This is a genomic window from Streptomyces sp. NPDC018000 (assembly GCF_044328025.1).
Classification (GTDB): Bacteria; Actinomycetota; Actinomycetes; order Streptomycetales; family Streptomycetaceae; genus Streptomyces.
Genome location: NZ_JBIRGM010000001.1, coordinates 576,278 through 593,113 on the forward strand (window position 1 = coordinate 576,278; position 16,836 = coordinate 593,113).

Consider the following 16,836-nt stretch of genomic DNA (forward strand, 5'->3'; position numbering starts at 1 on the left):
ATGGATCAGGCACTCCTGGTGATCGTCAGCGTGGCACGCCTGTTACCGCAGAAGCCAGGGCGGAGGGAGGGGCGCCCGAAGCGTGTGTCATTGCTCGGGGCGCCCCTGTGTGCACCGGCGCGTACACGGTCGCCGTTCACCCGGCCCGAGCTACGTGGTCATGGCGCAGGCGTCACGGAGTCACTGGGTGCGGTAGGCGTCGATGACGGTCTGGGTGAGGGTGTTCCCGTCGGTGTCGGTCAGCGCGGCGCGCAAGGAGACGCCGGTGCCCGCGCGCGGGTTGTGGACCGTGACGGCGCCGCGCTCGACCGGGACCCGGGTCCACGAAGCGCCGCCGTCCACGGACACCGAGACCGCCACGGAGCGCGCGCGTCCGTTCGCGGCGGCGCCCAGCACGGTGACCGGGACGCGGAACGTCTCGTTCGCCACCGCGGTGCCGGTCGGGCTGAGTTCGGGCGAGAACCGCACAGCACTCACCGGCACCGGGACCGGACCCGTCGTCGTGTCCGAGGTGAAGGTCCACGAAGCGGTCACCCGCGTGGCGACGCCGGGCGCACCGCCGCGCCTCACCGTGCTGGTGAGCCGGTACTCCGCGCGCCCCGGTTCCACGGTGAACTCGGCCTTTCCGGGGGTGCCGGTCTTCGCTCCGACGCGCACACCGTTGCGGTGCAGAGTGGTCGAGGCCATGTCGTACGACGGTGACGACGGCACGTGGCCGTCGCCGTCGGCGAGCAGCGGGACATCGACGGCCAGGCGGTCGCCGTCGCGCACGACGCCGGGGCGGTCGGTGAGATCGGGGCCGAAGACGGCGTTGTCGAAGGTGTGCGTGGTCGTACTTCCGGCGCGCACGGCGATGCCGTTGGCGCTGTAGCGGTTCGCTTCCGCGCCGGGCGCGGCGGGGGCCCAGTACGTGATGTCCCAGGTGCCGCGTTCAGGCGTCACGAAGTAGGTGGCGCTTGCCGGGGCCGGCAGGGACTGGGTGGCGCCGAGGGTCGGTCCGGCGGTGGGTTGCAGGGCGACGGTCGCCCTCCCCTCGGTGCCCGGCCGGGCCGCGCCGCGGACCTGCACAGTGGCCAGGTCCTTCGCGGCGGGGTGCCGGACGAGCCCGGTCAGGGCGCGGCTGCCGGTGAAGGTGTGGCCGAGCGCGTAACCGGCGGTCTCGGTCGTCCAGTAGGAGTCGAACCACTGCTTCACCGATCCGGGTTCGCTGTCGGGGCCCAGGTGCGCGACGCGCAGGTTCGGTGTGCCGTTGACCAGGTTGACGCTCTCGACCGCGCCGTCGTGCTTGGCCTCGACGAACATCACGCTGTGCTGGAAACCTGCGGAGCGGTCGGGCGGCCGTACGTCGACGGGGGCGGTGGTCCGCGCGTCGACGGTGATGGTGGTGTCGCGGTCCAGGTCGAGGCGCGGCTGGACGACCCAGTCCGTGCCTTCCGCGGCCGTCCCGGCGGTCAGGGCACTGTCCAGGAGGTACCGGCCCTTGGGCAGACGAACGGTGGTCGTGCCGGAGGCGTCGTACGGCTGGGCGGCCTCGTCGGCGCCCGGCCCGGAGATTCCGGTGATGTTGGTTTTGTAGTCCGCCGTCTTGTGGCCGGTGCGGTCGAGGTGATGGATCGTGAGCGTGTACGTCGCCGGTTCTGCGGCGAAGGCGGCGGCGTTCCATGCGGGTGTCGTGCTGCCGACCAGGGCGACGGCGAGAGCGAGCGTCCGGAGCGCGCTGCGGCGGGGTACGGAAGAACTGTTCATGACTGGCACTGCACTGCCGGGCGTCGGCGTTCCCGTGAGCTGAGTCACACCGGACACGGGGGTGGGCCCCTCGGCGGCGCGTGTGTGGCGCAGGTCACCGGAACCGGCGCAACGGGCGCGGCAGAGCAGAGTGTGGAATCACTCATGAGGAATCGTTTCCGCCGTGGAGACCGCGACGCCCTGGGGGAGCTGTACGACGAGCACGCCCAAGTGCTGTACCGCTATGCCCTGCGGGTGACGGGCGACTGGGCGGAGGCCGAGGACGTCGTTTCGTCGACCTTCCTGGAGGCGTGGCGCAGCCGGGAGAAACTGCGGCCCGACGGGGACGGTCTGCGCCCGTGGCTGCTGGGCATCGCCACCAACATCATGCGCCGCAACGCACGCGCACGCCGATGCCGCGAGATCGCGCTCGCCCGCGTCCCGGAACGCGGCTCGATCCCGGACTTCGCCGACGATCTCGTCACGCACCTCGCGGACAGCGAGCAACTGCGAGCCGCGCACGCCGCTCTCGCTCGCCTGCGCCGCCGGGACAGGGAGGTCTTCACCCTCGTGGTGTGGGCCGGCCTGGACTACGCGGCAGCGGCCGAGGCACTCGGCGTGCCGGTCGGCACCGTCCGGTCGCGTCTGTCCCGCGCCCGTACCCGACTGCGCGAGCTCACTGACGCCGAAGCCCGCGCCACACGCTCGCAGGACGCGCGGGCCGGAACCGAACGACCACCCGCGGCGGGAAACAGAGCCCCCGTGACCGACACCCCCACCCCCGCCAAGCCACTGCCGGGCCGCACCGCGGCCCCGTTGCTGACCCAGGAGAACCACGGATGAACTTCACCTCGCGGCGCCGTACGCACCACCGGTCCGAGGAGACCGAAGACCTCACCGCACTGCTGCCCCCGCCGCCGGTCCCCGGCCTGGACCCCGACCGTGAACTGCTGCTGAAGGAAGCGCTGCTGAACAAGGCCGCCGTCACCGAACCGCGCGGCGGCCTCACCCCCCGGACCTCGCGCCCGCGTCGGCATCTGGTCCGGGTCATGGTGCCCGCCGTCGCCTGCGCCCTGGCGGTCGGCGGCATCATGGTGGTCAACCTCGCGGACACACCGGGGCGCGGCACCACCGCCGTCACGGGTGGCCGCGCCCCCGGCACGTCCGAAGCGGCACAACTCCTCGACCGCATCGCACTCGCGGCCGCCGGGAAGAAGCAACCGACGGTCGGCGCCGACCAGTTCGTGTACATCGAGAGCAAGGTCGCCTACGCCGGGCAGAGCGCCGGGGGCGGCAAGGTGACCATGCCTCCCGCGCACACGCGGCAGGTGTGGCTGTCCGCCGACGGCAGCCGCCCCGGCCTGCTGCGCGAGGAGGGCGAGCCCGACTCCTCGCTCGGCGAAGACGCACCGGTCTACGACCTCGACAGCCGAGGGGCAACACCCCGGCCCCGCACCTCGCAGAAGAAGGCCGCGTCGATCAGCGACCCGACGCACGCGTACGTGGCCTCGCTGCCCACCGACCCGGACGCACTGCTGAAGCTGATCCGGGACGAGACCCACGGACAAGGCCAGGACCCGGACCAGCGGGCATTCACCGCGATCGGTGACCTGCTGGCCGAGACCTGGGCACCCCCGCAGGTCAGCGCCGCGCTCTACCGGGCCGCCGCGAAGATCCCCGGAGTCACGGTGGTCGATGCGGCCACCGACGCCGCAGGACGCGAGGGCATCGCCGTCGCCCGTACGGCACACGGGCAGCAGACGCAGTGGGTCTTCGACCGGACCACGTACGCGTTCCTCGGCGAGCGTACGGTCCTCACCGAATCCGGCGACGCCGGACCGGCCGGAACCGTTGTCGGCACCTCCGCGGTCCTCACCAAGGCCGCGGTCGACCGTACCGGCGAGACTCCCGCGCCGACGACGGCGTAACACGGCAGCCCGGTACGCCCGCGCGGCATGAACAGCCTCGTCCCCGGCCCACTTGTACTGCGGGCCGGGGACGAGGCGTTCAGGGGCTCTCAGGCGGGGAGCTTGTCTTCCTTGACCGCGGCGACGAAGGCTGACCAGCCGGCCGCCGGGAAGACGAGGGCGGGGCCGTGTGGGACCTTGGAGTCGCGGACGGGGACGCCGGAGGGGTAACCGTCCAACACCTCGACGCAGCTGTCGTTCTCGCTTGAGCTGTATGACGACTTGCGCCAGCCACTCAGGGTGGATGTGTCCGGGATGACGCGGTCAGTCATGGTGTCCGTACTCCTTCGCTGTCGCCCTCAGCAGGGCTTGTGATTCCTTCAGCGGCAGGGCGTCGCTCAGGGCCAGATCGTAGCGGCTCTGCAACTTCCGTACTACGGACGGAGAGTCGTGCACCTTACCCATGGACACGCCCTCGCTGTACGCCAGTGGCGGTTGGTCCTCGAACCACATCAGCGTGAGCATGCCGTCCATGAGTGGGTGAAGGCCCAGCGCGAACGGCATCACGTGTACGCGGATGCGCTCGGTCTCGGCCAGGCGGACGATGTGCATGAGCTGTTCCGCCATGACGTCCGGCCCGCCTACGGGGCGATGCAGCACCGCCTCGTCCAGCAGCGCCCAGACTACGGGCGTCACCGGGTCGTTCAGGATCTTGGCCCTTTCAAGCCGTGTGACGACGTTCTTGTCACGCTCCTCGTCGCTCGTGGGTGGGAACGCCGAGCCGAGCACCGCACGAGCGTATCGCTCGGTCTGGAGGAGGCCGGGCACGAAGTTATGGGCGAACTCCCTGATCATCGTCGCCTGTTGTTCGAGCTGGCGCGCGGGCTCGAAATGGTCGGCGACGGTGCCGTCATTCCTGCTCGGCAGAAAACTGCTCAACACGTTCCCCGTGTTCAATGCCTTGTCCAGGCGCCGGGCGTCCTCCTCCGACGGGATGCGACGACCTGCCTCGATGTGCGAGATGTGCGACCGCGTCATGATCGCCGCGTCGGCCAGCTCCTGCTGCGTCAGCCCGGCCGCCTCGCGCTGTGCCCTCAACCAATCCCCATAGGTATTACTCATGGTCAACTCCCGTGCGCCAAAGGCACTGTCACCTGCGATCCCCTGGCGAGCCTAGTCCGCTCCGTCTCACTCTGTGAGTGGATCGCTACACAGTGGTGGACGTCCAGGCGTCGACCGCTGTCGTCGCGATGACCCTGGCCCCTGGAGGCCGGCCGCGAACGCAAGACCCCCGCGACCGCTGTACACGGTCCGGGGGCATGGCCATCAACCTCAACGGAGTTGACGACGTGTTGCACTGTATCGCCCCTATTTTTGAGCCGCTGTTGCGGTTCCTGTGGCCCGCGCAGGGCTGTCACCAGCCAGCGGCGTCGTACCCCGTCGCGCCCGCCGCAGACGTATGCCCCGCGCCCGGCGGCCGGCGCCCCGAACTTGTACTGCGCGGCGAGGACAGCCCGCTCGTCCGCCCCTACCTCGTCGCTCACGAACGGCGCGAGGAGGCCCGTGTCCGGCGGGCGCGGCGGCGGGTGCTGTGGCTTGCTGTGCACGGCATCGATGTCGGGCCTCGCCTGATCCACGATGTCGAGGTGACCGCGTGATCACCCCGCACCACGGTTCGGCGCGGCTGCTCCCATGGTCCAGGCCGGATGGCAAACCCTGTTACGTCATCGGCGACGGGACCGGATACGTCTCCCGCGTCGCCGACAACATCGAGAGCGTGCAGCTCGGCATGGCCGCCGAACTCCTCGACCACGCCGCCGACATGCTCGACGACCGTCAGGTCACTTCGGCACAGCTCCGCTATGTCGTGGCCCGCATGGCCGAGGCGTTGCGCGATGTGCACCGGATCGCTGAAAGCCGGGGCCTTCGCCTCCAGGCCCCCGGCCGCGAACGCGACGCCCCGGCCGCCCGGAGCGGCGGGACCTCTCCGTAGTCACCCGTGACCGCCAGCGGATGAGGGCGGGGAGGACAGCGTGGCCAGGTAGTCGTCAAGGAGCTCGGCCTGGCGGTGGGGCGGGAACACCGAGGGGTTGAAGAGGGCCTGCACCACCAGGCCGAGCACGAAGGACTGGGCGCCGGCCGCGATGCGGGCAGGGTCCCCGGCGGGCAGTTCGCCGAGCTGTTGGGCTGCGGCGACGAGGTCGCGCAGCTTGTCGCGGCTCTGCGTGTACTTGCGGGCGTAGTCGTCGCTCACCTCGGGGTCGGCGAGCGCGGTGTCCCAGGAGGACACCCAGATCCGGTTGCTGTCGGCGGCCTCATCGGTCAGTGGCAGGACGTCCAGCAACGCGGCCCTCAGGGCGGACAGGCCTTCCCCGGCGGGGCGTCGGGGGCGGGAGGCGCTGCGCTGTTCGAGCAGGTCGAGTGCGTACGCAACCAGGTCGCTTTTGGTGGGGAAGTAGTGGGTGAGCAGACCGGTGGTCGCGTCGAGCTGGGCAGCGACGGCGCGCATGGTCAGTCCGCCGAAGCCGTGCGCGGCCAACACCCGCCAGACCGCCTCGGAGACGTCGCGTCGACGGGCCTCGTGGTCCCCCTTGGTTCGTGTCATGCTGCTACGGTACATAACCATAACGCTTGTTGTGTGAATGCGAGGTCATCATGTTCTCCCTCCCGCTGCGGGACAACGCCCGCCTCGGTCCGCTTGAGATATGGCATGCAGAGGAGTTCGCCACCCACCTGGACCGGGCCCGCGAGCACATCCGCCCGTGGGTCGGGGCGGCGTTCGTCACCGACGACCTCGACGGGGCGCGCGCCACGCTTCGCCGCTACGCCGAGCGTCAGGCCGGGGACGGCGCCCGGATCTTCGGTATCTGGCTCGACGGCACGTTGGTCGGCGGCGTGATGTTCGTGGACTTCGACGCCGCCTCCGGATCGTGCGAGATCGGTTGCTGGCTGGAGCCGGCCGCCGAGGGCCACGGCCTGATCACAGAGGCGTGCCGCGCATTGCTGGACTGGGCCTTCATCTCCCGGGGGCTGCATCGCGCCGAGTGGCACTGCCGAGCCGACAACGAGCGCAGCTCCGCAGTGGCCCAGCGGCTCGGCATGACGCTCGAAGGCGTACGGCGCGAGTACTGGCCCTACGGCGGCACCCGTCACGACAAGCAGATGTGGGGGATCCTCGCCCCCGAATGGCGGACTCGCCGTCAGTGAACATCGCCCGCGCCGCGCTCGCTCTCAACAGCATCCGGGAACGGCCACCGCCAGCGGCGGACCGGCCGCCGCGGTGACTTCACGCAGTCGGGACCGGGTGCCAGGGTGCGTCAGGGCGGGTGGGACGGGCGTCTGCGGTCAGCCGGAGCGCGTACGCCGGGCGTTCGCCGGGCACCGGGCCCAGGTAGTCGTGGCCGACCATGTGGCACCAGGCCGGCAGGTCGAGGGGCGCGGCCGGATCCGTCGCGATCACATGCACCACGGTGCCCGCCGGCGCTCCCTCGATCTGCCTGCGCAGACGCAGCAGAAGCGTGACGCACAGCAGTCCGGTGCCATCAACGGTGATGTCCGCCGGGGGCATCAGGTCGGCGCTCACCGGGGCAGGGTCTGGGTGATGCGCCACAGGCGGCGGGGCAGGTCGCCTTCCTCGAAGGCGTGGACCTCATCGAGTGTCCAGCCGTCGGCGAGGGAGTCGACAAGATGACGGGGGAAGAAATGCACGGCGAAGCCTCCGTGTTCGTGGATGTCGTCGCCATGGGCGGTGCCGGCGCCGTAATGGGCGTCGCCGGTGTGACGGACGGTGTAGACGAAGGTCCCGCCGGGCCGCAGCACGCGACGGACCTCGCGCACGAGGCCGTGGATCTCCTCGGTGGACAGGGCCATGCACAGCAGCATGTGCGCGAAGACCGCGTCCACGGACGCGTCCGGCAGAGGCAAGGGCTCGCGTACATCGTGGACCGTGGTGGTCACCCGCTCGGCGACGTCCTGGGACAGAGCGGCCCGGCGCAGCTGTTCCAGGCCGACGGGGCTGAAGTCGGCGGCCCGGACGGTGAATCCCTGGCGGGCGAGCCAGAGGGCGTCGCGGCCGTGCCCGGCGCCCAGCTCCAGCACGTCCTTCGCTCCGGCCGCGCGGAAGACCCGGGCGGCGTGGACGGCGGGGGCGGAGGGCTCCTCGCCGTACATGCCCGGGTGGGAGGTGTAGGTGTTCTGCCAGTGCTGCCGTTGTGTCTCGGCCAGCTCCTCGGCGTCGTCGCTCATGTCTGCTTTCTTCCCTTTCCGGATTTGCCGACAGCCTAAGCGCTGTCCCGGAGGGCGTTAATCAGGGCTCTGCGCAGCTGGTTGGCCTGGGGGCGTTACGTCACAGGAGTGTCGACGGCTCACCGCTGCCGCAGCGCGAACCACAGTTCCGTGCGTACGTCCATGTCGTCCAGGTCCGCGTCCAGTAGCGTCGCGCAGCGGGCGATGCGTTGGCGGACCGTGTTGCGGTGGACCTGGAGGGCGGTGGCCGTGCGGTCCCAGCTGCCGTGCAGGCTCAGCCAGCAGCGCAGGGTCTCGGTCAGGGGCTCGGCGAGCGGGGCGAGGAGGGCTCGGGCGTGGGCCTCGGCCTGATCACAGAGGCGTGCCGCGCTTTGCTGGACTGGGCCTTCATCTCCCCAAGGGCTGCATCGCGCCGAGTGGCACTGCCGAGCCGACAACGAGCGCAGCTCCGCAGTGGCCAAGCGGCTCGGCATGACGCTCGAAGGCGTACGGCGCGAGTACTGGCCCTACGGCGGCACCCGTCACGACAAGCAGATGTGGGGGATCCTCGCCCCCGAATGGCGAACTCGCCGTCACTGAACATCACCCGCGCCGCGCCCGTCCTCAACAGCGAGCCTGGCTCAGGGACTCTACGAAACCGGGGTCAGCTCACGACGCCACCTGACGGGTTCGTAGGCGACGGGCTGGTCTGGACAGGCGCTGGCGGTGTCGACAGCGGCGTCGCTCTTCAGGTCGAGCTGCGACGTGTTGGTGCCGGCCGTCAAGCGATGCACGACCCGCGCCCATTGGTCTCTGGGACGGTGCATTTTTGGTCAGCTTCGGGCTTTGGAGATAGCTGTTGCTCGCTTCTTGCTTACGCAGCAACGCAGGTAACTCTCGTGAAACGCAGGCGAGTTGAGTGCTTGGATCCGAAGGCGCAGGTGCTGGTTTCGCGTCATCTGTGAGAACGACTCTTGCTCGGCTATGCCAGCGCGTGCCTAACATGATCGCCGCGCCGAGCGGATCTGACGCATCCGCCACAGTGTACGTCGACCAGTGACCGGGGGGACACCGTCGTTACGGGGGGCACTTCGTCATGCCGTGGTACCGGGCATTTGCGCATGCCGACCTGTCTTCGCATGTTCCTTCACGGGCTGGACGTGCTGACTTCTGCCGTGGGGGCAGAAGTCACGACCTTCGCCTAGAGGAGACCACGAAAGCACAGAAACCAGATACGCGCTGGCCTGATCGCTGCGTCACCGCTGCAGCTCTGACCGGTACCGTGACCGTGGCGACCGCGGACGACACCGCACCGGTGAGCGAGGGCGCGCACACGTTCAACCCTGACGAGGAAGGGCTGTTCGAGCTTCAGGCACCTGCTGACGACGAGGGCGGGACCCAGCCGCAGAACTTCACCAGCAGCCTGACGGGCTGGGCGCCGGGCTCGAAGGAGTCACTCCACTGGGCGGACAACGACTACACCGAGATTCAGTTCACCACCTGCGAGATGATCGGTGCCGGGGGCGGGTCCGTCGGGGTGAAGCTGTGGCAGGCCATTCCGTTCGCCCAGGACAAGGACATGGACACGAAGACCTTCACGAACTGCTTCACGGGTTCGGGCAAGACGTCGAAGGGCGAGTGGAACGCCCACTATGACGGCGGTGACAACCAGTACTTCACCATCGCCCACCTCAACGGCTCCGTGTACACCCGTGCCGTGGTCAACGTGGACAAGGGCTACGTGGACACCACGAAGGCCGATTGACCGTCTACTTCAACGCAACGTCGTTGAGGCCGGGAGGCAACGCACGGCGCCTCCCGGCCCGCCTTGTTCTTCAGAACGGTGTCCTCTTGTGAATTTATGAGCCCGCCTGCGCACCACCCCGGCATTGTGGACCGCACCACTATGGGTCGGAAGCGTTGTCTTCTACTTCTTCCACGCCCTTCACCTCGAAGACCCATACGAAGAAGTCGTCGCCGGCCCGTTGTGGGCGCCGCAGCAGGTCGCCCAGTCCCTCTTCTACTTCTACGCCTTCGCCTACGCCATCACCTGCGGGCTCGCTGTGTGGGAAGGTGGGCGTCTCAAACGCGACGGCGTGTGGACCCTCGCTCCCGGTCGCTCACGGTCCCGGGTCGCCGCCGATACCCTCACCCCGGTCGTCTGCGCCGGCTGGCTCGTCCTGTGCCTGCCGGTCGTGATGCGCCTGATCGAAACACGGCTGGTCCCCACGCCGCAGGCTCTCGCCCCACTCCTGCTCGGCATGGGCCTGGTGATCGCCTGGGCGGTGGTCGGATGCGCCATCGGCCATCTCACCCCGCGTCTGATCTCCGCACCGCTGTCCGCCGTTTTCGTCTACTACCTGATCACCAAGACAGGGCAGGTGGACCCGGTGTGGCTGCGACATGTCTCCGGCGCCCCTGACACGTCGTTGGACTTCGGGGAGCAGTACCGGGTACTGACGCTGCTCGTCCCGTTCCTGTTCACTGCGTCCGTAGCCATGGCCGTGGTCACGTGGTGGCTGCCCGCCCCACGCGCGGTGCAACGCGGCGCTCGTGCCGCGTCGGCCGTCGCCGCGGTGGTCGTGATGGTCCTGTGTGCCCACACCGCCTCCGGATGGGGCTACGGCAACGGGCCGATCAGTGCAGGCCACGCGTCCGCCCGCTGCGCAGGGACCGCTCCACGCGTCTGTATAGCCGCCACAGGCGGTGCTCAGGACCAGTTGGATGAGGTGCACAGCGAGATTGTCCGGTCTCTCACCAAGCTCCGCCAGGCCGGCGTGAAGGTCATCGTGCCCACGACCGTCTCGGACAGCTTGCTTACCGGCCGTCACAAGAAGCGTTCGACTCAGAGCGAGTGGTGGCTTCCGCTGTCCCACCAGGCGGGAGATAACGGTCCCGGGATGACCGGAGTCCGCTACGGAGTCCTGCTCACGTCGGTGCAGTTCCCCTGCGCCTTTCCTCAGTCATTCCCAGCGGGCCGGTCGGCGGACTGGGTGGTCAACCACGACGCAGCCATGCTGTGGGCCGGGCTGGTCATCGATGCCGACGAGCCCTATCTGGCCTGGCGCCGCGGCGAGTACGGCGGCACGTTCCAAAACGCCGGTCAGGTGATGGCGAAGGTCCAGCAGCGAGCCCACAACGCCCGCAGACTCCCTTCGCACGAGCAGAGCGCCTGGCTCCACACAGAGCAGCAGAAGGCCTGCCGTCTCGTGCAGGAGACCACGCGGTGACTTTCTGGCTCAAAGTCCGCCGTGTCCAAGCTGTGCTCGTGCCAGGCCTTGCCGCGTTCACGTTGGTCGTCGCGGTGGCACACGACCAGTACGTCCAGCTGCCGAGCCTGCTCTCTGCCAGCGGGAACCGGGTGTTCCTCATGCAACTGGTGCCGCTGATCATTACCTCCACGCTCGGCTACAGCCTTGCCCAGGCCGTAGCCGAGGTCGAGGCGACAGCACAGCGCAAGACACGCGCACTGGACGCGGCCCTGATCGCCGCCGTCGTTGCGGCTGCGGTCCTGACGAGCCTGGCCATCGGTACGCTCACCGGTTCGCAGGAGGCGACCATGGCGGGCCGCAACGCCATGTTCCTCACCGGTCTCATGCTCCTGGGCCGAACAGCCCACGAGCAGGCCACCACCGCCCTCCCGGTGGGCTGGGTGTTCGCCGTCATGCTCGTCGGTTACCGCGATTTCCACCGCCCCTGGCCCTGGGCCGTTACCCTCCACCCCGCCGACTTTCTGCCCACGTTCGGCTTTTGCCTGCTCGTCTTCGCAGGCGGACTCCTCCTCCACGTCCGCACGCGCCGCATCTGAAAGGCCCTGCCATGCCGATCCGTCTCGAATCCTGCACCTTCGGCTACGGACGCACCAACCGGCCGATCCTCACCGACCTCACCTACACCATTCCCGACGGCTTCACTGTTCTCCTCGGCCCCAACGGCGCAGGCAAGTCCACCCTGTTGAAGCTCGCCAGCGGCCTCTACCCACCCCGCACCGGAACTGTCCGCATGGGGAACCTGGCATCCCGTGACTCCGCCTACCTCAAGCAGGTCGCGTGGATGCCGCAAACCATCACTCCCATGACCGGGCTCACCGCACGAGAACAAGTGGCCTACACCGGCTGGCTCAAGGGCATGGACAAATCCGACGCCTGGGACGCCGCACTCACCGCCCTGGGTAGGGTCGACATGGCGGAGCACGCCGACGCCAAGGCGAAGCAGCTCTCTGGTGGTCAGCTCCGTCGCGTCGGCGTCGCCTCCGCCCTCGTCCATGGCGCCGGCGTCCTCCTCCTTGACGAACCGACCGCCGGCATGGACCCCACGCAGCGGCGTGTGTTCCGCGACCTGATCGTCAGTCTTGCCACGGCCGAGGTCCGCGTACTGATGTCCACCCACGACGTCGCCGACCTCGCCGAGGAAGCCGACCACGTCACCGTCCTGCAGAACGGCCAGATCGCCTTCACCGGCCCCACCCAGGACTTCCTGGCCCACGCCCCGCACGACACCCCCCAGCTACGCCGCGCCGAGACCGCCTATGCCATCGTCTCCTCCCACACCAGCGCGCAGGAATCCCGGTAACCGTGCGATCAATACTCTCCGCAGGTGCGGGAGTTCAATGTGACGGCCACCCGGCGGTCTGTCTGGCTTGATGCCCTGCGGTAATAACGGTTCCAGCCGGTCCCACTGGCTGTTCGTCAGATCACCGCGTCTCACAAGACGTGATGGCCATGAACGAGATCCACTTTCTAGTGACCGGTTTCAAGGGATCGCCTGCGCACATAGGAGGTGGGAGTCCAACGTCAGTGTGTGAAGACAGGATTGAACCCCGAAACAGCGACACGTTGGGACTCTCCCCGCAGGGGCTCGGGGATAGTCCCCACTCTGCTAATGCGCGGAAGTTTAGGCAGCCGCGGGCCGCGACGCATCGCGCTGAGGTGCGAGAAGAGTCGTTGCCGCGATTCCTCCGGCGAGGAGGAGCAGGGAGGCGGCGGCTGCGATGAGGGAGGGCGCTTCGTGCAGGGGCCAGGTCCATGGGTAGGGGCGTCCGCCGGGACCGAGGCCGATGAGTGCACAGAGGACTGGCACGAGGGCGACGGCCAGTGGGCCGTACAGGTGGCCGACGAAGTATTGGACGATGAGCCCGGTACCGAGGTATCCGAAGAGGTTCCTTGCTGCGGCGAGGGGCATGGAGGAGTCCGCCGCGTAGGCGGCGCCGAGACCGAGGGCGATGGCCAGCAGGGCAGTTGCTGCCAGCATTCCTGCCTGGTAGCTGGCTACGGGGCGGACCGCGGTGGTGTCGTAGACGCGGGGGACCCTGTTGAGCGCGTGCAGAATGAGCGCCGCAGGGATGGCGGGGAGTACGAGGGCTACGGGGATCCCTGCGCTCGTCCCGGCGAGCAGGGACGGGATGGGCAGAACGGAGCCGCCGACGAGTGGCACCAGGAGCATGGTGGCGGCAAGGGCGGCTGCGATGAGGGGTGTGGTGTGTGCGCGGTGCCACCAGTTCACGATGCGGCTGCCTTGGTGTAGGAGGCGGGTGCGAGGTCAGGCAGAACGGCGCAGTCGTGGACGGAGCGCATGTTGCGTTCGTACCAGGCGTGCTGGGCTTGTGCGGGCAGGGCGCGGATCTGTTCGGCGAGGGTGATGGCTTCGTGGGGCCAGCGCTGAGCGAGGTCGTTTTTGGGGACGCCGCCGGTGAGGGAGAGCCAGGCGTATATGGCGATCATGGCTTCGTCACCGGGGTATGCGGCACCTTGGCGCAGGGCGCACGGGGGCGCTTCGCTGGGCAGGGGGCTGGTGGCGATGTTCGAGACGACATTGGTCTTGTCGGGGCGGGGGTCTCCGAACTCGACCTGTCGGGCTGGGGTGACTCCGACGGTTGCCAGTTGGGCGATGGTCTCGTCGGCCCAATGGGTGATGTCTGCTCGCCGGGAGTTCTGTTCCGGCCACAGGCAGATCTGCGGGTTCTGCCCGGAGCAGGTACGCAGGGCAGTGTCGCGGGCCTGAGTGCCGTGGAAGTCGAGGGGGACGGCCAGGGTGAGCGCCACGGCGGTGGCGACGGTGAACCCGGTCAAAGACAGCAAGGGGCGCCAGAGGCGATGGTGCAGTGCTGAGCTGAGGACGACAGCCGTCACGATTGCGAGGGAGAAGGCGAGGGTGGCTGCCATGCTGCGGATGGAGGGTTCCTGGTTGAGGCCGCAGCATTCGGTGACGCCTTGTCCGTTGAGGTGGCGAAGCCAGGGCAGACCGCCGAGAGCAGCTGGCCAGAATCCCCACAGGTATCCGAAGAGCAGCATGGTGGTGGCGCCGAGGAGTTTCGGCATACGGGCGCCGACGAACCAGCCCAGGGCGATGTGAGCCAGGATCACACTGTAGGAGACGGCGAGGATCGCCGGGTTCGGGAAGCCGGACGTGGATGCCACCGAGGTCATGACGACGGCGAAAGGGGCGATCATGGCGATCAAACCGAGTACGGCGATGGGGCCGAGGTGCAGGAATGCCACGCTGAGCATCCCGCGGGCCGGGGCCAGCACGCTGATCCCGCCCTGTTTGATCCGGGCTGCTTCCCAGGCAGCTCCCGCCCCGCACGCGGCGCTGATGAAGCCGGCGACGATGGTGGTCTGGGAGCTGATGGAGGGCCAGTAGGCGATAACGGACCCGGTGTTCTGGGCGCTGAACCACACCAGGACCGGGACCAGAACCAGAGCGGCCCACACGGCCGGGCCCGTGCGCAGAAGCGTTGTGGTGCGCACAGTTCAGACCTCCCCTCGGACCAGGCCGCGGTAGGCGCTCTCCGCGCGCCGCTCGTACGGCGTGTCGGCGGGGGCGGTGGAGAAGAACTCGGGCACCGGTCCCCGGAAGACCGGCCGACCGCGGTCGAAGACGACGACGGTGTCGTAGATGTCGGCGAGATCCTCGGTCTGGTGTGTGGAGACGATGAAGTGCACCGAGCCGCTCAGTTCAGCGAGCAGGTCACGGAAGACACCGCGCTGAACCGGGTCGAGGCCCGCGGTCGGCTCGTCCAGGAGAACAACCTCGGCCTGGTGCACCAGCGTCTGCGCGATACCCAGGCGGCGAAGCTGGCCTCCGGAGAGTTCATGGCTCTTACGCCCGCCCAGTTCTGTGAGGCGGACCCGTTCAAGTGCGGTGGCCGATCGGTCCCAGGCGTCGCGCTTGGACAGGCCTTTCAGCCAGCCCACGTACGCGGCCTGCTCGCGAACCGTCAGGGCCGGGATCGCCTTCACTTCTTGTGGCAGCCACCCCACCCTCTGCCGAAAAGCCTGACGGTCCCGCCGTCGAACACTGTCCAGGGGGCCCAGGCTGACGCACCCCGACGCCGGGGCGAGCGAGGACGCACCGAGCGAGAGCAGCGTCGACTTCCCCGCCCCGTTAGGGCCGAGCAGGACCGTGCACCCTCCCGGGAAGTCCATCGTCAGTCCGTCAAGCACCGGAGTGTCGGCCCGGTAGGCAAACGAACAGTCCGTGAAACGCAGTGGCACGCAAACTCCAGGTGAGTGAAAACTACCGGTCCAGACGGTGTTGTGGGGTGTGTGGTTGCAACCACACACCCCACAACACCACGAACTGGTCAGTAACTCACAGTGACCTTGTCGACGCTGAGATACGCGGACACGGAGTCCTGCCCATTCAGGTTCGAGTAGTTGAAGTAGTACTTGCCTGCGGCCTTGTCACCGAAGCTCGACGTGTCGCAGTAGTTGTTGTCCCTGTTGACGACCGGGTCGGGCAGACCGGGGCGTTCCTGCTTCAACTGGAGTCCCGCGTAGGTGAACCGGCCGTTGTCCACGGAGCAGCCGGCGAACTTCACACTGGTCGAGACACTGTCCCTGTTGTTGTCCGTCCAGTGGCTCGACTCCTTCCCCGGCAGCCACGCGGTAATGCTGCTGGTGTAACCGCCCTCCGCGAACGCCGGCGCGATTCCCAGCACTCCGATGACCGCAGCACCCGTCGCAACAGCTGCTATCCGAGACGTACGCATAGATCCCCCTCGTCGGGCTTAGGTAACGAACCCGAGCACATTGATGTCGTTTGCAAATTCGCACAGCGACCATACGGCAGCTCCGACATGAGCGCTCGAATATCTGTGCCATCGCTGTGGTCCTCGCCAGGCTTACCCCCTGTGACAGCCACCGCCTCATCCCACGCTGCGTGAGATGCGTAGACGAGCCGCAGCGCACCTCCTCATCACCGCCCGAGATCCGCTCCGCTTAGGCATCGATGACGCCAGGCAAATCGCAAATCTCATGCACGGCGAACTCGGCCCGCTTCTCATGCGATGTAGCGCGTCTTCACTCCGTTTCCGTAGTGCGACCAGCCACTCCCGCCTACATCCTGGCCATACGGAACGCCTTCTTCGGCGTGCGGCAACCACCATTTGGGACACGCGAGAACACTCTGGGTAACACTCAGAGGGTGAAGTGAGTGGAGGGGGGTGCCCGAAAGTAGATCAAACATTGGCCGAGATCAACATCCTGACTGAGGGCCCCCTTCGAGCGGCCCCGCCACCGCGAAGTCCTCGACCGGTGCCCATCCGGAACCGCCCGCGACGCCCTCACCCTGATCACCGCGCTCGCCCGTGCTGACGGCCCCCTCACCGCCGACGACATCGCGGGCGCCCTGTACTGGTCCACGCCGCGCTCGCCTACGGCCCGCACCCACTCCGACGTCGGCGGCGCGCTCACCCTCCGCCATGTCCCACCCGACGGGTATACCGCCGCCCCGAGACTCGACATGCTGCGGCCCGACCAGGCCGACGCCGTCACCGGCCGGAAGAAGCCGCACGCCTCCGTGCGCGGCCCGACCCAGCCCGTCGAAGCGGAGGTCCTCCTGCGCGTCCGGGGCGACGGCAGCATCGACCCCGTACCCGGGAATCCCCACCGACTGAGGAGATATGGGCCGGATCTGCGGCGCCCACACGACCGGAGTGATCGTGCGGGGTATCGGACCGGCCAGGCCGGACCAGGCAACC

20 protein-coding genes and 1 pseudogene are annotated in these 16,836 nt (G+C 68.4%); 9 read left to right on the forward strand and 12 right to left on the reverse strand.

The annotated features are described in order from the left end of the window. Positions 1 to 180: 180 nt before the first annotated feature. A complete protein-coding gene (locus ACH4EW_RS02840) occupies positions 181 to 1,746 on the reverse strand; it encodes a serine protease (RefSeq protein WP_398250403.1) in 1,566 nt (521 codons plus the stop codon). Positions 1,747 to 1,890: 144 nt separating this feature from the next. Here ACH4EW_RS02840 and ACH4EW_RS02845 point away from each other — a divergent pair, with 144 nt between their 5' ends. Together ACH4EW_RS02845 and ACH4EW_RS02850 are read left to right on the forward strand one after the other, a co-directional pair. Further along, positions 1,891 to 2,568, forward strand: coding sequence for an RNA polymerase sigma factor (locus tag ACH4EW_RS02845; RefSeq protein WP_398250405.1), 678 nt, complete (start codon positions 1,891 to 1,893; stop codon positions 2,566 to 2,568). Continuing rightward, positions 2,565 to 3,653, forward strand: coding sequence for a CU044_5270 family protein (locus ACH4EW_RS02850; RefSeq protein WP_398250407.1), 1,089 nt, complete (start codon positions 2,565 to 2,567; stop codon positions 3,651 to 3,653). Before ACH4EW_RS02845 ends, ACH4EW_RS02850 begins: the two co-directional genes overlap by 4 nt. Positions 3,654 to 3,742: 89 nt before the next feature. Here the strand turns inward: ACH4EW_RS02850 and ACH4EW_RS02855 are convergent, their stop codons facing one another. Then, positions 3,743 to 3,964, reverse strand: a complete 222-nt coding sequence (locus ACH4EW_RS02855) for a DUF397 domain-containing protein (protein ID WP_398250409.1) — start codon at positions 3,962 to 3,964, stop codon at positions 3,743 to 3,745. Next, a complete protein-coding gene (locus tag ACH4EW_RS02860; protein WP_398250410.1) occupies positions 3,957 to 4,754 on the reverse strand; it encodes a helix-turn-helix domain-containing protein in 798 nt (265 codons plus the stop codon). Before ACH4EW_RS02860 ends, ACH4EW_RS02855 begins: the two co-directional genes overlap by 8 nt. Before the next feature lie 197 nt (positions 4,755 to 4,951). Between ACH4EW_RS02860 and ACH4EW_RS02865 the strand changes: the two genes are divergently transcribed. Both ACH4EW_RS02865 and ACH4EW_RS02870 read left to right on the forward strand, forming a co-directional pair. Further along, positions 4,952 to 5,290, forward strand: coding sequence for a hypothetical protein (locus ACH4EW_RS02865; RefSeq protein ID WP_398250412.1), 339 nt, complete (start codon positions 4,952 to 4,954; stop codon positions 5,288 to 5,290). Continuing rightward, positions 5,287 to 5,625 (forward strand): hypothetical protein, encoded by a 339-nt coding sequence (locus tag ACH4EW_RS02870; protein ID WP_398250414.1) that lies wholly within the window; start codon positions 5,287 to 5,289, stop codon positions 5,623 to 5,625. The genes ACH4EW_RS02865 and ACH4EW_RS02870 overlap by 4 nt, the downstream gene beginning before the upstream one ends. Here ACH4EW_RS02870 and ACH4EW_RS02875 read toward each other — a convergent pair whose 3' ends face one another. Then, positions 5,626 to 6,237 (reverse strand): TetR/AcrR family transcriptional regulator, encoded by a 612-nt coding sequence (locus ACH4EW_RS02875; protein ID WP_398250415.1) that lies wholly within the window; start codon positions 6,235 to 6,237, stop codon positions 5,626 to 5,628. 50 nt (positions 6,238 to 6,287) lie between these two features. Here ACH4EW_RS02875 and ACH4EW_RS02880 point away from each other — a divergent pair, with 50 nt between their 5' ends. Then, positions 6,288 to 6,839, forward strand: coding sequence for a GNAT family N-acetyltransferase (locus tag ACH4EW_RS02880; RefSeq protein ID WP_398250417.1), 552 nt, complete (start codon positions 6,288 to 6,290; stop codon positions 6,837 to 6,839). A 79-nt stretch (positions 6,840 to 6,918) separates the two neighbouring features. Here ACH4EW_RS02880 and ACH4EW_RS02885 read toward each other — a convergent pair whose 3' ends face one another. The 3 genes and pseudogenes from ACH4EW_RS02885 to ACH4EW_RS02895 form a co-directional block, all read right to left on the reverse strand. Then, on the reverse strand, positions 6,919 to 7,200 hold the full coding sequence (locus ACH4EW_RS02885) for a sulfurtransferase TusA family protein (RefSeq protein WP_398251251.1): 282 nt from the start codon (positions 7,198 to 7,200) through the stop codon (positions 6,919 to 6,921). Between the two features lie 11 nt (positions 7,201 to 7,211). Then, positions 7,212 to 7,877, reverse strand: a complete 666-nt coding sequence (locus tag ACH4EW_RS02890; RefSeq protein WP_398250419.1) for a class I SAM-dependent methyltransferase — start codon at positions 7,875 to 7,877, stop codon at positions 7,212 to 7,214. 119 nt (positions 7,878 to 7,996) lie between these two features. Then, positions 7,997 to 8,233: pseudogene (locus ACH4EW_RS02895) on the reverse strand (helix-turn-helix domain-containing protein); the annotation flags it as partial. A 911-nt stretch (positions 8,234 to 9,144) separates the two neighbouring features. Between ACH4EW_RS02895 and ACH4EW_RS02900 the strand changes: the two are divergent. The 4 genes from ACH4EW_RS02900 (at position 9,145) to ACH4EW_RS02915 (ending at position 12,428) form a co-directional block, all read left to right on the forward strand. Further along, complete coding sequence (locus ACH4EW_RS02900) at positions 9,145 to 9,621, forward strand: hypothetical protein (protein WP_398250421.1); 477 nt, start codon at positions 9,145 to 9,147, stop codon at positions 9,619 to 9,621. A gap of 124 nt (positions 9,622 to 9,745) precedes the next feature. Then, positions 9,746 to 11,086: a hypothetical protein gene (locus tag ACH4EW_RS02905; RefSeq protein WP_398250423.1), complete on the forward strand. Its 1,341-nt coding sequence runs from the start codon at positions 9,746 to 9,748 to the stop codon at positions 11,084 to 11,086. Between the two features lie 38 nt (positions 11,087 to 11,124). After that, positions 11,125 to 11,664, forward strand: coding sequence for a hypothetical protein (locus tag ACH4EW_RS02910; protein ID WP_398250425.1), 540 nt, complete (start codon positions 11,125 to 11,127; stop codon positions 11,662 to 11,664). Between the two features lie 11 nt (positions 11,665 to 11,675). Further along, positions 11,676 to 12,428 carry an ABC transporter ATP-binding protein gene (locus ACH4EW_RS02915; RefSeq protein WP_398250427.1) on the forward strand — a complete coding sequence of 251 codons (753 nt, stop codon included), beginning with the start codon at positions 11,676 to 11,678 and terminating at the stop codon, positions 12,426 to 12,428. A 321-nt stretch (positions 12,429 to 12,749) separates the two neighbouring features. Here ACH4EW_RS02915 and ACH4EW_RS02920 read toward each other — a convergent pair whose 3' ends face one another. The 5 genes from ACH4EW_RS02920 to ACH4EW_RS02940 form a co-directional block, all read right to left on the reverse strand. Further along, positions 12,750 to 13,358 carry a hypothetical protein gene (locus tag ACH4EW_RS02920; protein WP_398250429.1) on the reverse strand — a complete coding sequence of 203 codons (609 nt, stop codon included), beginning with the start codon at positions 13,356 to 13,358 and terminating at the stop codon, positions 12,750 to 12,752. After that, positions 13,355 to 14,602 (reverse strand): hypothetical protein, encoded by a 1,248-nt coding sequence (locus tag ACH4EW_RS02925; protein ID WP_398250431.1) that lies wholly within the window; start codon positions 14,600 to 14,602, stop codon positions 13,355 to 13,357. Before ACH4EW_RS02925 ends, ACH4EW_RS02920 begins: the two co-directional genes overlap by 4 nt. Before the next feature lie 3 nt (positions 14,603 to 14,605). Beyond that, positions 14,606 to 15,349, reverse strand: a complete 744-nt coding sequence (locus ACH4EW_RS02930; protein ID WP_398250433.1) for an ATP-binding cassette domain-containing protein — start codon at positions 15,347 to 15,349, stop codon at positions 14,606 to 14,608. An 89-nt stretch (positions 15,350 to 15,438) separates the two neighbouring features. Continuing rightward, entirely contained in the window at positions 15,439 to 15,846 is a 408-nt protein-coding gene (locus ACH4EW_RS02935; protein WP_398250435.1) for a hypothetical protein, read from the reverse strand. A gap of 485 nt (positions 15,847 to 16,331) precedes the next feature. Continuing rightward, on the reverse strand, positions 16,332 to 16,745 hold the full coding sequence (locus tag ACH4EW_RS02940) for a hypothetical protein (RefSeq protein WP_398250437.1): 414 nt from the start codon (positions 16,743 to 16,745) through the stop codon (positions 16,332 to 16,334). Positions 16,746 to 16,836: the final 91 nt, after the last annotated feature.